11 protein-coding genes are annotated in these 15,698 nt (G+C 70.3%); 9 read left to right on the top strand and 2 right to left on the bottom strand.

The annotated features are described in order from the left end of the window. The 4 genes from RN743_RS11105 to asnB all read left to right on the top strand — a co-directional run. A partial coding sequence (locus tag RN743_RS11105; protein ID WP_310779888.1) for a M20 family metallopeptidase occupies positions 1–890 on the top strand: 890 nt, incomplete at its 5' end. A gap of 45 nt (positions 891–935) precedes the next feature. Beyond that, on the top strand, positions 936–2,381 hold the full coding sequence (locus tag RN743_RS11100) for an MBL fold metallo-hydrolase (protein ID WP_310779886.1): 1,446 nt from the start codon (positions 936–938) through the stop codon (positions 2,379–2,381). Further along, entirely contained in the window at positions 2,381–4,738 is a 2,358-nt protein-coding gene (locus RN743_RS11095; protein ID WP_310779884.1) for a choice-of-anchor B family protein, read from the top strand. The genes RN743_RS11100 and RN743_RS11095 overlap by 1 nt, the downstream gene beginning before the upstream one ends. A 3-nt stretch (positions 4,739–4,741) precedes the next feature. After that, on the top strand, positions 4,742–6,421 hold the full coding sequence (gene asnB, locus RN743_RS11090) for an asparagine synthase B (protein WP_310779882.1): 1,680 nt from the start codon (positions 4,742–4,744) through the stop codon (positions 6,419–6,421). Between the two features lie 42 nt (positions 6,422–6,463). Here the strand turns inward: asnB and RN743_RS11085 are convergent, their stop codons facing one another. Next, positions 6,464–7,246, bottom strand: a complete 783-nt coding sequence (locus RN743_RS11085; protein WP_310779880.1) for a hypothetical protein — start codon at positions 7,244–7,246, stop codon at positions 6,464–6,466. A gap of 236 nt (positions 7,247–7,482) precedes the next feature. Continuing rightward, on the bottom strand, positions 7,483–7,737 hold the full coding sequence (locus RN743_RS11080) for a hypothetical protein (RefSeq protein ID WP_310779878.1): 255 nt from the start codon (positions 7,735–7,737) through the stop codon (positions 7,483–7,485). Positions 7,738–8,294: 557 nt separating this feature from the next. Between RN743_RS11080 and RN743_RS11075 the strand changes: the two genes are divergently transcribed. From RN743_RS11075 to RN743_RS11055, 5 genes are read left to right on the top strand one after another with little or no spacing between them, the layout of a single operon-like run. Beyond that, positions 8,295–10,310, top strand: a complete 2,016-nt coding sequence (locus RN743_RS11075) for an Ig-like domain-containing protein (RefSeq protein WP_310779876.1) — start codon at positions 8,295–8,297, stop codon at positions 10,308–10,310. Between the two features lie 5 nt (positions 10,311–10,315). Then, entirely contained in the window at positions 10,316–10,840 is a 525-nt protein-coding gene (locus tag RN743_RS11070) for a (2Fe-2S)-binding protein (RefSeq protein ID WP_343219024.1), read from the top strand. Between the two features lie 16 nt (positions 10,841–10,856). Next, the gene (locus RN743_RS11065; protein ID WP_310779872.1) at positions 10,857–13,202 is read left to right on the top strand and encodes a xanthine dehydrogenase family protein molybdopterin-binding subunit; all 2,346 of its coding nucleotides are present in this window, start codon (positions 10,857–10,859) and stop codon (positions 13,200–13,202) included. Beyond that, the gene (locus RN743_RS11060; protein WP_310779870.1) at positions 13,199–14,095 is read left to right on the top strand and encodes an FAD binding domain-containing protein; all 897 of its coding nucleotides are present in this window, start codon (positions 13,199–13,201) and stop codon (positions 14,093–14,095) included. The genes RN743_RS11065 and RN743_RS11060 overlap by 4 nt, the downstream gene beginning before the upstream one ends. Then, positions 14,092–15,660: an AMP-binding protein gene (locus tag RN743_RS11055; protein ID WP_310779869.1), complete on the top strand. Its 1,569-nt coding sequence runs from the start codon at positions 14,092–14,094 to the stop codon at positions 15,658–15,660. Before RN743_RS11060 ends, RN743_RS11055 begins: the two co-directional genes overlap by 4 nt. The last annotated feature ends 38 nt before the right edge of the window (positions 15,661–15,698 follow it).

Here is a 15,698-nt window from a genome sequence, read left to right as displayed (position 1 = left end):
GACACATGGACACCGTGTGGCCCATCGGCACGCTGCGGGAAATGCCGGTCCGGGTGTCCGACGGGCGTCTCTCGGGTCCGGGCGCCTTCGACATGAAGGCCGGGCTCGCGATCGGCGTGTTCGCGCTGCGGGCGCTCCGGGACCTCGGGCTGGACGCGGGCGTCGCACCCATCTTCTTCATCAACTCGGACGAGGAGATCGGGAGCCCCGAGTCCGAGCCGCTGGTTCGCGACCTCGCGCGTGGCGCGTCCCGGGCGTTCGTCCTCGAACCCGCGCTGGGCCCCGGGGGCCGGCTCAAGACGCGGCGCAAGGGGATCGGCCAGTACCGCGTCGAGGTCGCGGGACGGAGTTCGCACGCGGGACTCGCCCCGGAAGAGGGGGCGTCGGCGATCCTCCAACTCGCGCACGCGATCCGGCGGATCGACGGCTTGGCGGACCCCGGGACCGGGACGACGATGAACGTGGGCGTCATCGAGGGCGGCTCGCGCTCCAACGTCGTCGCGGCGCATGCGAGTTGCGAGGTGGACGTCCGCGTGTGGACGGCCGCCGAGGCCGACCGCATCCGCGAGGGGATGTTCGGACTGGAACCCGCCGTGCCGGGGACGCGGATCACGGTCACGGAGGTCGCCAGACGCGGGCCGCTGGAGCGCACGCCGCGCAACGTCGCGCTCTGGGAGCGGGCGCTCCGGGTCGCGGACGAGATCGGCCTCGAACTCGAGGAGGGATCGGCGGGCGGCGGCTCGGACGGTAACTTGACGAGCCAGTACACGGCGACGCTCGACGGGCTCGGGGCCGTGGGCGACGGCGCCCATGCCCGGCACGAGTTCGTGTGGATCGACCGGGCCGTGGAGCGCGTCGCATTGCTGGCGGGGCTGATCGCGGCGCCGTAGCGGCATCCGGCGCGCCGGAGAGCTTCGAGAGGCGGCTTCGACGGGATGTTCTTTCGACAGATTTTCGACGACACGCTCGCGCAGTACGCGTACCTCATCGGGTGCCAGCGTACCGGCGACGCGATCCTCTTCGATCCTGAGCGCGACATCGACCGCTACGTGGACCTCGCGGCGAGCGAGGGACTGCGGATCGTCGCCGTCGCCGAGACCCACATTCACGCCGATTTCCTCTCCGGCGCGAGGGAGTTCGCCGAACGCTTCGGGACCCGGCTCTACCTGTCGGATGAGGGCGGCCCCGACTGGCGCTACGAGTGGGCCCGCGACGGGGACTACGACCACGTGTCGCTCCGGGATGGCGACCGCTTCGCAACCGGCGACATCGACTTCCGGGCGCTGCATACGCCGGGACATACGCCCGAGCACCTGTCGTTTCTGGTCACGGACCGCGGTGCGGGGGCCGACGAGCCGATGGGTCTCCTCTCGGGAGACTTCGTCTTCGTGGGCGACCTCGGCCGGCCGGACCTGCTCGAGACGGCGGCGCGCGTCACGGGGGCGATGAGGCCCGCGGCGCGCCGGCTGTACGGCTCGGTGCGAAGCTTCCTCGACCTGCCCGACTACCTGCAGGTGTGGCCGGCCCACGGCGCCGGTTCCTCGTGCGGGAAGGCGCTCGGGGCCGTGCCGGAGACGACCGTGGGCTATGAACGGCGCTTCAGCCCGGCGATCGCGGCGGCGCTGAAGGGGGAGGACGCGTTCATCTCCCATATTCTCGAGGGACAGCCCGAGCCGCCGATGTACTTCGCCCGCATGAAGCGGGACAACCGGGACGGCCCTGCCGTGCTGGGCGGCCTTCCGCGGCCGCGCCGAGTCTCGCCGCGGGAGGCGGCGTCTCGCGCCGGGGCGGGTGCGAACGCCGGAGACGTCGTGATCGACACGCGGCCGGACCGGTCCGCGTTCATGGCGCGGCACCTGCCGGGGTCGGTCTACGTTCCCCTCACGAAATCGTTCTGCACGGCGGCGGGTTCCGTTCTGCCGGAGGGCGCCGCGGTCACGCTCGTCATCGATGAGACGGATCTCGAGTGGGCGGTGCGACGCCTGGTGCGGATCGGGTTCGACGATGTGAGGGGTTTCGTGGAGCACGAAGCGCTGCAGCGGTACTTTGCCGAGGGCGGGGAGGCGGCCGCGATCCCGGAGATCGACCTCGAGGCCGCGAGCCGGCTGTCGACGAGCGGGCAGGGCGACGTCCTCGACGTGAGATACGCCGCGGAGTATGCCGCCTCGCACCTGCCGGGGGCGGTCAACGCCTCCTATACTCGGCTGCCCGACTACGCGGACCGGCTGCCGCCGAACGGTTCGCTGCTCGTACATTGCCTGAGCGGCGCGCGGGCCGCGGTGGCCGCGAGCTACCTGGCCCGCGAGGGGCGCGACGTGCACTACATCAACGATCTGTTCACCGCGTATGCGGGATCGCTCGAAACCGGAGGACCGCAGTGATGGCCTTTCTTACGAAGACTCGACCGGAGATCCGATCATTCGCCGCCGCCTTCCTCGGGTTCGCGGCCGTCGCCGTCCTGATCGAGGCGTCGGCTCCCGCGGCGCTCGCGGCGCAGGGGTTCGGCACTTCGGTACTCGTGGGCGACGGGGAAGTGCTGGTGGGAGAACCCACGTCCGAACGCGAACCGGGGAGCGTGCGCGTGTTCCGCGCCGGAGACTGGACGGAAGTCCAGGCGCTGTACGCGCCGGAGGCCGCCGTGCGGGACCGCTTCGGGGTTGCCCTCGCGGCCGCCGGCTCCCGGCTGTTCGTCGGCGCGCCGGGAGCGGGCGCCGTGCACGTGTACGAGCGCGGATCCGAGTGGTTGCACGCCGCGGAGATCCCCTCTCCCGGCCTTGCGGCGTTCGGACGGTCGCTGGCCGCGGGCGAAGAACACCTCCTCGTGGCCGCTTCGGACGATGCGAGCGGCCAGGAGATCGTCATCGCCTACCGGCGCGCGGTCGGCGGTGGCTGGGAGGAGGATGTCCGGCTCTCGGCGGACCCCGGTCGAACAGGATTCGGGGTCTCGATCGCGCTGGCCGGCGACCTCGCGCTGGTTGGCGCGCCGCTCGCCGACGAGGCCCGCGGCGTGGCGTACCTGTTTCGCTTCGACGCGGCGGCAGGCTGGCGGCGCGTAGCCCGGTTGGCCGGCGATGGCGGTGAGACCGGGCGCGCCCTCGGATCGGCCGTGGCGTTTGCGGGCGACGAAGCACTCGTCGGAGCGGCCGGGGAAGACGAGGGGTTGGGCGCCGTCCACCGATTCGCGAGGAACGCCGATGGCGAATGGCAGCCCGTCGGCACGATCGGGCCCGGCAACCAGGCCCCCGCGCAGTTCGGCGCCAGCCTCGCCGTGGACGGCACCGTCGCCTGGGTCGGCGCCCCGGCGGCGGCCTACGGCCAGGGCCTCGTGTACCGCCTTGAACGCGTCGGGGACGACTGGACCGTCGGCGAAGGCTGGGAGATGCCGGGCCGGGAACCCGCCTCGGCGGGCCGAGTGGTGGCGGCGGGCGGCGGACAGGTCGTTGCGGGTCTCCCGACCGACGACTTCGGGGCCGGGTCCGCCATCGTTCGCGCGGCCGGTGCCGATGGGACCGCGATCGTCCGGCTCATGAGCGAGCAGGTCGGGCTCTCCTCCATTTCCGGCGGCCAGATCGATTGCGAGGAAGGGCTCGCCGAGGGGTTCGACTGCGACCGCGTGGATCTCCTCTCCTTCATCCCGCGGGAAGAACTCGGCGCCCCCCGCGGCATCCGCCTCAACGACGTGTGGGGCTGGACCGATCCCTTGACGGGAATGGAATACGCGCTCGTGGGCCGCATGGACGGCATCGCGTTCGTCGACGTCACGGACCCGTTCCACCCGCGGTATCTCGGCAACTTCGCCAAGACGCCGGGGAGCCGGTCGAACACGTGGCGCGACATGAAAGTGTACAGAGACCACATGTTCGTCGTTGCCGACGGGGCGGGGCAGCACGGGATGCAGGTCTTCGACCTCACCCAGTTGCGCGACGTCGCGGAGCCCCGGGAGTGGGAGCCCACGGCGCTGTACGAAGAGGTCGCCTCGGTTCACAACGTCGCGATCAACGAGGAGACGGGCTTCGCGTACCTGGTGGGCGCCTCCGGCGGGGGCGAGACGTGCGGCGGCGGTTCGCACATCGTCGACATCAACGACCCGCTCAATCCGGTGTTCGTCGGCTGCTTCGCGCACCCCAATACGGGGCGCCGCAACACAGGGAACTCGCACGACACGCAGTGCGTGATCTACCACGGCCCGGACGAGGACTACTCGGGCCGCGAGATCTGCGTGAACGCGAACGAGACGGCGATTTCGATCGCGGACGTGACGGACAAGTCGAACCCGGTCGCCGTGGCGCGCGCCGAATACCCGAACGTGGCCTACGCGCACCAGGGATGGCTCACGGAAGACCACGCGTACTTCTACTCCAACGACGAACTCGATGAGGTGAGCGGGCAGGTGGACGCGACCCGGACCCTCGTGTGGGATCTGCGGGATCTCGACGATCCGCTCCTCGTCCGGGAGTACTACAGCGAGACGAAGGTCACGGACCACAACCTCTACGTGCGCGGCGACCGGCTCTATATGTCGAACAACCGCGCCGGGCTGCGCGTGCTCGATATCAGCGACCCCGAGAACCCGACGGAAGCGGGGAGCTTCGATACCACCCCCTGGAGCGAGGACGCGGCGGGCTTCGACGGCACGTGGAGCGTCTATCCGTACTTCGAGAGCGGGACGATCCTCCTCTCGAGCCGGCGCGAGGGACTGTTTCTCGTGAAGGCGCGGGACGAACGGCTCGTTCCCTGACCGATGTGTTCCGTCCTCGGCATCTTCGAGTTCGAGCCCGGCGCCGCGGGTCTCCGCCGCCGGGCGCTCGACCTCTCGCGGCGCCAGCGGCACCGGGGGCCGGACTGGAGCGGCATCTACGCGGGCGAGCGGGCCATCCTCGCCCACGAGCGGCTGTCCATCGTCGACGTGGAGAGCGGGGCGCAGCCCCTGTTCGGCCCGGACCGCACGACGGTGCTCGCGGTCAACGGGGAGATCTATAACCACCGGGCGCTGGAGCAGGGCGTGGCGCGCGGGTATCCGTTCCGCACCCGCTCGGACTGCGAGGTCATCCTCGCCCTGTACGAGGCGCGGCCCGACGCCCCCGCGGAGTGGCTCAACGAGCTGAGCGGGATCTTCGCGTTCGCCCTCTACGACGAGACGCGCGACCGCTACCTGATCGCGCGCGATCCCATCGGCGTCATGCCGCTCTACACGGGACGGGACGCGGAGGGCCGCTTCTACGTGGCCTCCGAGATGAAGGCGCTCATCGACACCTGTCCCGAGATCCACGACTTCCCTCCCGGGCACATGCTCGACAGCGGCCGCGGCGATGGCCGGCCGGTGCCGTACTACCGCCCGGGGTGGCGTGAGTACGACGCGGTGGCGGGCGGACCGACGGCCCCGGCGCGCGTGCGCGACGCGCTGGAGGAGGCGGTGCACCGGCAACTGATGTCGGACGTGCCGTACGGGGTGCTGCTGTCGGGCGGCCTCGACTCGTCGATCATCTCCGCGCTGGCCATGAAGTTCTCGCGCCGGCGCGTGGAGACGGGGGACGCCGAGGAGGCCTGGTGGCCGCGGCTGCATTCGTTCGCCGTCGGGCTCGAAGGGGCGCCGGACGTGGCGGCGGCGCGGGCGGCGGCGGACGCGATCGGCACGGTGCATCACGAGATCGTGTACACGCTTCAGGAGGGGCTCGACGCGGTCTCCGACGTCATCCGCCACCTGGAGACGTTCGACGTGACGACCGTGCGGGCGTCCACGCCGATGTACCTCATGGCGCGCCGCATCAAGGCGATGGGGATCAAGATGGTGCTCTCGGGCGAGGGCGCCGACGAAGTCTTCGGGGGCTACCTCTACTTCCACCGGGCCCCCGACGCGCGAGCGTTCCACGACGAGACCGTCCGCAAGCTGGACCAGCTCCACAAGTACGACTGCCTGCGAGCGAACAAGTCGATGGCGGCGTGGGGCGTGGAGGCGCGCGTCCCCTTCCTCGACCGCGAGTTCCTCGATGTCGCCATGGCCCTCGACCCCGAGTCGAAGCGGCCGGCGGACGGCCGCATGGAGAAGCACATCCTGCGCGAAGCGTTCGAGGGACTCCTCCCCGACGAGATCCTGTGGCGCCAGAAGGAACAGTTCTCCGACGGCGTGGGCTATTCCTGGATCGACAGCCTGAAGGAGACGGCCGAGCGCGAGGTCGGCGACGGACAGCTCGCTAGGGCGGCCGCGCGGTTCCCCACCAACACGCCGCTCACGAAGGAAGCGTATCTCTACCGCTCGATCTTCGCCTCGCACTTCCCCGGCGAGCCGGCCGTCCGCTGCGTCCCGGAGGGCCCCAGCATCGCCTGCAGCACGCCAGCGGCGATCGCCTGGGACCCCGCCTTCGCCGACATGGCCGACCCCTCCGGCCGCGCCGTGCAGGGCGTCCACGCCCACAGCTACTGATTCGGTAACGCCCGGATCGCCCAGACGGCCGATTTCTGCGCTTCAGCGTCCGTCCCCACGCGGAAGGTTGTACCAATAAATGGTGTTGACGCCCAGCCCCGAGGTGTCCGGTTCGATCCCCAGCAGCCGATCGCCCTTGACCATTAGGTCTCGCGTCGGTGCTCTCAGAACTACGGTCTCAACGAAGGATGGTTCGTGGTCTAGCCGGAAGGAATCTACATACACGTGCCTGGTCTCTCGAAGGTGTGGTAGCCAAAGCCGACCGGCAGCGTCGATGCCTCCCCACCCGTACCATGGAAGCGCCTGGCTGCGCAGATCCTCGATCGACAGTCCAGCCGTCCAGCCACCTTCCCGCGCGCGTCGCGCTTGATTATCGAGGCGTCTTTGAACTACGGATTCTTCCGGCAAGCGCTCTTCGTAGGTCGGCGATGAAAGCACGATTACTCGCCCCTCAAGCCCATCCGGATACCACAACAGGTATTCGCCGAAACAGGCGAAATAGAGAACGCCGGCAGCCACCAGGTGAGCGCCTTGTACCTTCTCCTGCCCGTACCCCGGCGAGGTCCGACACCGCACCTCGGCTCCGTCCGGCCGTCCCCGCCAGAGCACCTCGCCGGTCGCGAGATGGATCTCCGCATCGGAACCTGGCTCCATCGCCAACGCCGTACTGTCTCCGCCATCGGAAAGCAGGGTCCACCTCTGAGACGACGGCATCGATTCAACGAACGTTCCTTCGGCGGTGAATCTCGAAAACCGCTGTAGTTGAACGTCGTAAAGGATGAGGTCCCCATTCGGCGCGGGCACGAGGCCCATGGGCGATTCCATCTCACCTGGCCCCTCACCTTTTGTGCCGAACGACCATCGGTTTCCCCGAATGTCTCCACAGTTGACCCTATAAAGAAAAGGGTCCACCGCGCAAACTGTATCGGGCGAAGGCAGGGACAGCCCCAGCAGAGTCCCCTCGAGCCGGGTCGTCGCCACCGGCTCAAGCTCTATCAGGTTCGCTGGCCCCGCCTCCTCTTCCCCCTCACAACCCAGAAGCAGACCCGCCCCCAACAGAGCTACTGAAGTCCGCACTCGTCATCCAGGCAGGCCCAGAACACCCGGCTGCCCGCCGATGTAGCCATAATCTCGATCGCCTCGTCGGTGAGACGATTGCCGATCGCCTGCAACCTCTCCCAAGTGGCGTTATACTCTTCCATCGCCTGATTGTGGCAGTCCTGCGTGCATAGATCTGGAGCCACCTGTCCGCTCAAAGAAAGACTCGTCGCGAACAGCAGCGTGAGCGTCGTTGCAATCCGTCGGATCGAACGCATGACTTCCTCCATCTTCCATAGGGTTAGTGAGAATCCGTATCGTGATCGCGATACCCTACGCGTTGGGGGGGGGGATGGACAAGGCCAAAGTTCAAGAAGCGTATCTCTAGCGCTCGACCTTCGCGTCCCACTTCCCCGGCGCACCGGTCGTCCGAGGCGTCCCGGGGGTTCAAGCATCGCATGCAGCACGCCCGCCCCGATCACCGGGGACCCCGCCTCTGCAGGCATGGCCGACCCGTCAGGCCGCGCCGTGCAGGCCGTCCACGCCAACAACTACTGAACGCCTGTGGACTCCGCGATCGAGGTGGGAGACAAACTCCTGCCCGTCGAGGTCAAGGCCACGACGCGTCCTCGCCTTGAGCGATGCCCGGCACCCTGTTGCACGACGGAGAGAAGCTCGAGCGGCTCGTCCCCCCAGCGTCCCGGCGGCGCCATGGTGGGGCGTGCGGTAAGGTCCCTTGATGCGCTGCGACCCCCCGGCCGGTTTGCGCCGTCCCTTCCGAACCGGGCATCTTGGGGCGTATTGATCCGCACGTCCCGCAGACGAAGGTCGAACGATGAAGATTCCCGCCCGCCACGTAGTCGCGCTCCTGGTGCTTTCGGTCGCCGGATTCCCCGCAATGGCTCCCGTCGCGGCGCAGGAGGCGGTCTCGGTCGAGATCGTTCCGGGCGCGCTGTCGCTGGAGGTGGGGGAGGAGGCCACGCTCGACGTGCGCGTGCTGGACGCCGATGGGAACGCGGTCGACGCCCAGGTCCTCTTCTTCCCCTCCTTCGCGGACGGGCGGACGGGGAGCGCGCGCCGGAGCCTCGACGTGGACCGCACGACGGGCCGCGTGAGGGCGGTAAGGGGCGGCGAATACTTCGTCTCCGCGATCGTGGCCAACGCGCGGGGCCTGCGCGGGGAGATCACGGTGAGCGTGGCCTTTCCCCCGCTCGACCGGATCGACGTGACGCCTTCGGGCGGGTCGACGTACGTCGGCGTCGCGACGCGTCACCGGGCGACGCTGCTCGACACGGCGGAGGATGAGCGCGATGGCGAGATCCGCTGGTCCACCTCCGACGAGGGCGTCGCGACCGTGGACCGCTTCGGCATCGTCACCCCGCACGCGCCCGGGCAGTTCGCGCTGCGGGCGGAAGCGGAAGGCGTCGCGGCGGAGGTCTCCTACGAGGTCAGGGAGAACCCCGCGGCTCGCCTGACGGTGTCCGGGAGCGCGGAGCGGGCGCGAACGGGCGACGTGGTGCGGTTCGAGGCGGCGGTCGAGGACGCGATGGGCGGCGCCGTGGGCGACCTGCCGGTCACCTGGACCGTGATGTCCGATCCCTCCATCGAGGCGACGGCGGACATTCCTCCGGCGGAGATCGATGAGAAGGGCCGGTTCGTGGCCTACTTCCCCGGCGTGTACACGGTCGTCGCCAACGTGCCGGGCCGAGCGGCGCGCACCTCGCTGGAGATCCATCCGCGCCACGCCTCGCAGGAAGTGACGTTCGTGGGGCAGGGACAGGTCAACAACGAGCGCACCTCGGACCTGTGGGTGTGGGAGGGAGTCGACGGTCGCGACTACGCGATCACGGGTACGCACGCGGCGGCGGGCGCCGTCTACTTCTGGGATGTGACGGATCCGGCGAGTCCCGTCCTCACCGACTCCGTCGTCGTCGACGCGCGCACGACGAACGACGTGAAGGTGAGCGAGGACGGGGAGGTCTGCGTGATTTCGCGCGAGGGCGCCTCGAACCGGCGCAACGGGATCGTCATCCTCGACTGCCGGAACCCGCGGGACGTGACGACGATCTCCGTATTCGATGACGAGCTTACCGGCGGCGTCCACAACCTCTTCATCCACGACGGTCACGTGTACGCGGTGAACAACGGGCGCCGCTTCGACGTGATCAACATCGAGGACCCGGCCAGCCCGCACCGCGTGGGCCGGTTCGAACTCGACACGCCGGGGCACGCGATCCACGACATCTGGATCGTGGACGGGATCGCGTACACGTCGAACTGGGGCGACGGGGTCGTGCTCATCGATGTGGGGGGCGGCGACCGCGGCGGCTCACCCACGAACCCCGTGGAGATCGCCCGCTTCCGCGACATCGGGGGGCGGACGCACGCCGCCTTCCCCTATAGGAGTCCCACCGGGCGCTTCTACGTCTTCATGGGAGACGAGGCGGGGCGTCCGGGCTTCGACGGGCAGGACCCGGAGCGCACGCCGCAGTTCATGTCCGGCTACATCCACGTGGTGGACTTCACGGACCCCGACAACCCGGAGGAGGTCGCGCGTTACGAGATCCCGGAGGCGGGGTCGCACAACATGTGGATCGAGGATGACAAGCTGTACGCGGCGTTCTACAACGGCGGGTTGCGGGTGCTCGACATCTCCGGGGAACTGAAGGGGAACCTCGGCGAGCAGGGCCGGGAGATCGCGCGCTACATGGCGTACGACCCGGACGGCGTGGTGGCGAACGCCCCCTTCACCTGGGGGCCGCAGATCCACAAGGGGAACCTCTTCTTCGCGGAGTACTTCAGCGGGCTGTGGGCGGTGAAGCTCCAGCCGCGCCAGGAACTCGTCCCGTAACGGGATTGAACGCCGTGCGAATATCCGCCCGGATCAACGGCAACGCGTGGTCCGGGGACGTCGAGCCGCGGTTGCTCCTGTCGGACTTCCTGCGCTCCGAGGTCGGACTTACCGGCACGCACGTGGGGTGCGAGCACGGCGTGTGCGGGGCGTGCACCGTGCAACTGGATGGGGAGCCGGTCCGGGCCTGCCTCCTGTTCGCGGTGCAGATCGACGGGCACGAAGTGACGACGGTCGAGGGACTCGCCGAAGTGCAGCCGGGAGAAGCGATCACCGTCGAACGACTGCATCCGGTCCAGCGGGCCCTGCACGAGGCGCACGGCCTGCAGTGCGGCTTCTGCACCCCGGGCATCCTCATGACGGCCGAGGCCTTCCTGCGCGACAACCCGGCGCCTTCGAGGGAGGAGATCCGCGAGGCGGTGTCCGGGCACCTGTGCCGCTGCACGGGCTACCACAACATCGTGGAGGGGGTCGCGCTCGCGGCCGAGCGCCTCGCGGCGGACGGCGCCGTCGGGGAGGGGGAGCCGTGAGCCGGATGGACCGCCCATGAGCCGGGCGGGCGGGACGTGGGTCGGGGCGCGGGTGCCGCGCAACGAGGACGCGCGGCTCCTGGCTGGGCGCGCGCAGTTCGTGGAGGACGTCGAGCCGCCGGGCGCGCTGCACGTCGCCTTCGTGCGCAGCGACCTGCCGGCCGGACGGCTGCGTCGGCTGGACGTGGAGCGGGCCCGCTCGCACCCCGGAGTCCACGCCGTCTTCACGGCCGCCGATCTCGGCCCGCTTCTTCGTCCCGGCGCGGTGCTCGTCCCGCCGCCGCCGCTCGAAGGGCTGGTGTTCCACGCGCGCACCGCGCTCCCGCTCGTCCGCGAGCGGATCCGGCACCAGGGCGAGGCGCTGGCCATGATCGTCGCGGAGAGCCGCTACGTGGCCGAGGACGCGGCCCAGCTCGTGGAGGCCGACATCGAGCCGCTCGATCCCGTCGTGGATCTCGGACGAGCGCTCGATGGGGACGCGCCGCGGGTGCATGAAGACCTCCCGTCGAACCTCGCCGCGCACGTCCGGCAGACGAAGGGGGACTACGCCGCCGCGCGCGCGCGGGCCGACCTCGTCCTGGAGCGCCGCTTCAGCTACGACCGCGGGATCGGGGGCGCGATCGAGAACCGGGCCGTCGTGGCCGAGTGGGATGCGCGGGCTGACCGGCTGCAGGTGTGGGACACGACGCAGGCCCCCATTCCGGTGCGCAACGTCGTCGCCGCGGCGCTCGGCCTGTCGGAGTCGCAGGTGCGGTTCATCGCCCCCTTCGTGGGCGGCGGTTTCGGCCCGAAGATCATGTTCTACGCGGAGGAGATCCTCGTCCCCTGGGCCTCGATCCGGCTGGGGCGGCCCGTGAAGTGGGTCGAGGACCGGTACGAGAACTTCTTCGCCACGACCCAGGAGCGGGGGCAACTGCACGAGGCGGAGATCGCGGTGACGCGCGAGGGCCGGATCCTGGGCGTGCGCGACATCTTCATCCACGACTCGGGGGCCTACGACCCCTACGGCCTCACGATCCCCATCAACAGCCAGTGCACGCTGCTCGGGCCCTACCGGGTGCCGAGCTACGAGAGCGAGTTCCGGGTCGCCTTCACGAACAAGCCGATCGTCACGCCCGTGCGCGGCGCCGGGCGGCAGCACGGCGTGTTCGTCATGGAGCGCCTGCTCGACCTCGCGGCGCGCGGCCTCGGCCTCGATCCGGTCGAGATCCGCCGCCGCAACGTGATCGGTACGGACGAGTTTCCGTACAACCACGAGATCATGTACCAGGACTTCGCCCCGCTCCGGTACGACAGCGGGAGTTACGAGGAGTCGCTGGAGGAGGCCGTCCGTCTCGTCGGGCACGAGACGTTCCGGCGGGAACGCGAACGGGTGCGGGCGGACGGACGCGCGGTCGGCGTCGGCGTCGTCAACTACGTGGAGGGGACGGGAATCGGCCCCTACGAGGGCGCGCGGATCACCGTCGAACCCGGTGGCACGGTCCGCCTCGCGACCGGCGTGGGTACCCAGGGCCAGGGGCACTTCACCTCCTTCGCGCAGATCGTGGCCGACGCGGTCGGGGTGGCGCCGTCCGATGTGCGGGTGGTGACGGGTGACACGAGCGACTTCCACTGGGGGACGGGCACCTTCGCGAGCCGCGGGGCGGTCGTCGCTGGCAACGCGATCCACGCCGCGGCGCAGTCCGTGCGGGAGAAGATCCTGGGACACGCCGCGGCGGCGCTCGAGGTCGATCCCGATGACCTTGAACTCGCCGACGGCGCCGCCCGCGTGCGGGGCGCCCCGGACCTGTCCGTCGACCTCGGCGCGCTCGCGGTGAGCGCCAACCCGCTGCGCGGAGCCGTGCAGCCGGGGACCGAGCCGGGGCTGGAGGCGACCTCGTACTTCGGCCCGCCGTACGGGACGACCGCGAACGGAACCCACGCCGTCGTCGTCGCGGTGGATCCCGAGACGGCGATGGTCGAGATCCTGCGCTACATCGTCGTGCACGACTGCGGGACGGTGATCAACCCGACGATCGTGGAAGGCCAGATCCACGGCGGCGTCGCGGCCGGGATCGGAAACGCCTTCTACGAGGAACTCGTGTTCGACGAGTTCGGCGGGACGAGCAACGCCTCGTTCATGGACTACCTGCTCCCGACATCGACGGACGTCCCCGCGATCGAGACGGCCCACCTCGAGACGCCATCGACGCTGAATCCGCTGGGGACGAAGGGGGTGGGGGAGGGCGGCGCGATCCCGGTCGCGGCCGCCTTCGCGCAGGCCGTCGAGGATGCGCTGGCCGACATCGCGCCGGGACTGGAGATCCTCGACATCCCGCTGAGCCCCGGCCGCCTGTTCGAACTCCTGCGGGGGTCGTCGTGAAGCCGCCGCCCTTCGAGTACGTGGCGGCGGCCGACCTGGACGAAGCGCTGGCGGCGCTCGCGGATGCGTCCGTCGAGACGCGGCCGCTCGCGGGCGGACAGAGCCTCGTCCCGATGCTCAACTTCCGTCTCGCGGCGCCGGAACGTCTCGTGGACCTGAACGGGATCGAGGCGTTGGCGGGGGTCGAGGAGACGGAGAGCGGAGGGCTGCTCCTCGGCGCCATGGTTCGGGTTCGCCAGTTGGAGCGCGATCCGCTCATCGCGCGGCGGGCCCCGCTCCTCGCGGAAGCGGCGCCCTTCATCGCGCACCCCCAGATCCGGTCCCGGGGCACGGTCGGAGGCTCGGTGGCGCACGCCGATCCCGCCGCGGAACTGCCCGCCGTCCTCCTCGCGCTCGGGGCGCGGGTCCGGATCGCCCGTCGCTCGCGGGGAGGGGAGTCCGGCTCCAGGGTGGAGCGGACCCTGGATCTGGAGGACTTCTTCCTCGGCCCCTTCTTCTCCGCGCTCGAACCCGATGAACTTCTCACGGCGATCGAGGTGCCGCCGTCGCCCCCGGGAGAGGGGACGGCCTTCGACGAGGTGGCCCGGCGCCGGGGCGACTACGCCCTCGCCGGCGTGGCGGCGCGGGTGCGGCTGGACTCAGGCGGTGTGTGCGACGAAGCCGCCATCTCGCTCGTGAACGGGGGGGCCACGCCCTGCCTGATGAGCGAGGCGGCGCGGACCCTCGTCGGCGCGGAGCCCACGCCGGAAGCGATCGAAGCCGCCGCGGCCGCCTGCGCGGCGACCTGCGACCCCGCCGCCGACATGCACGCGAGCGAGGCGTACCGCCGGCACCTGGTCCGCACTCTGACCGCCCGGGTGGTGTCGCGCGCGGCGGATCGCGCCCGGACTTGACCGGCCCCGCGCTCTTTCGCCCGTCTCCGGAGTGGTCGGATCGCCTTGCCGTGCTCGCCGGAGGCGCGTCCCACACCTATGGCGAGCTCGAGGCGCAATCGCGGCTCCGGGCCCGACATCTCCTTGCCGATGCCGGCGCCGCCGATCTGGACGGGGCCCGGGTCGGGTTCCTCATGGAGCCGGGATTCGAGTACGTCGTCGCGCAGTGGGCGATCTGGCGCGCCGGCGGGATCGCCGTCTCCCTCTGTCCGGGCCATCCCGCGCCCGAGATCGACTACGTGATCGACGACGCCGACTGCACCGCGCTCCTCGGCGCCGGAAAGACCGGACGCCGCATCGAAGGCCCCGCCCGGGAGCGTGGCATCCCGTTTCACGACGTATCCGACACTGGCGCGAGCTCTTCCGTGTCCGACGGGCCGGACCCGGACCCGCTGCCGACGGTCGGATCCGATCGACCCGCGATGATCCTCTACACCAGCGGCACGACGGGACGCCCCAAGGGAGTCGTGACGACGCACGGCCAGATCGAGGCGCACATCCGGTCGCTGATCGACGCGTGGAGGTGGGAACGGGACGACCGCATCCTCCACGTCCTTCCCCTCCACCACACGCACGGCGTCGTCAACGCGCTCTGCTGTCCGCTTTACGCGGGGGCCGCGGTGGAGTTCGGCGGGTCGTTCGATCCGGCGGCCGCCTGGGAGCGACTCGCCTCGGGCGACATCAGCGTGTTCATGGCCGTGCCGACGATCTACGCGAAGCTCCTGCACGCCTGGGATGCCGCGGACCGCGCCACGCGCCAGCGGTGGTCGCAGGGCGTGCGGCCGCTCCGGCTGATGGTTTCGGGTTCGGCGGCCCTCCCCGTCCGCGCGTTCGAGCGCTGGGAGGACATCACCGGGCACCGTCTCCTCGAGCGCTACGGCATGACGGAGATCGGCATGGGGCTCTCGAATCCGTACGACGGCGAGCGCCGGCCGGGCACCGTGGGCCAGCCGCTGCCCGGGGTCGGCCTGCGTCTCGTGCGCCCCGCCACGGGGCGCGTGCTCGCGGACGGCCTGGAGGTCTTCGCGCCGGGAGAATCGGGGGAGATCCGGATCCGCGGCCCCATGGTGTTCTCCGAATACTGGCGGCGCCCCGAAGAGACTGCGGCCGCCTTCGCCGACGGGTGGTTCCTGACCGGAGACGAAGCGGTCCTCGAGGACGGCTACTACCGCCTCCTGGGGCGCCGCTCCGTCGACATCCTCAAGAGCGGCGGCTACAAGATCTCGGCGGTCGAGATCGAGGAACTGCTGCGTACGCACCCGGACGTGAGGGACTGCGCCGTGGTCGGAATCCCGGACGACGACTGGGGAGAGAGGGTCGCCGCCGCGGTGGTCCCCGAGCCCGACGCGCCGCCGCGGCCGGACTCGCTCCCGGAGCGGCTGGACCCGTGGGTCCGGGACCGGCTCGCGCACTACAAGGTGCCGCGCGCCTGGCTCTGCGTCGCGGACCTGCCGCGGAACGCGATGGGCAAGGTGCAGAAACCCGCCGTGCAGGCGCTCTTCGACGCCCCGGCCCCGCCGTCGTGACCGGCATTGCGTTCCCGGACCGGATGCGGGAGCGTAGG

The organism is Candidatus Palauibacter scopulicola (genome assembly GCF_947581915.1).
Lineage (GTDB): Bacteria > Gemmatimonadota > Gemmatimonadetes > Palauibacterales > Palauibacteraceae > Palauibacter > Palauibacter scopulicola.
Note: the sequence above shows the minus strand (reverse complement) of the source record. Positions and strands in the feature narration are given on the sequence as shown.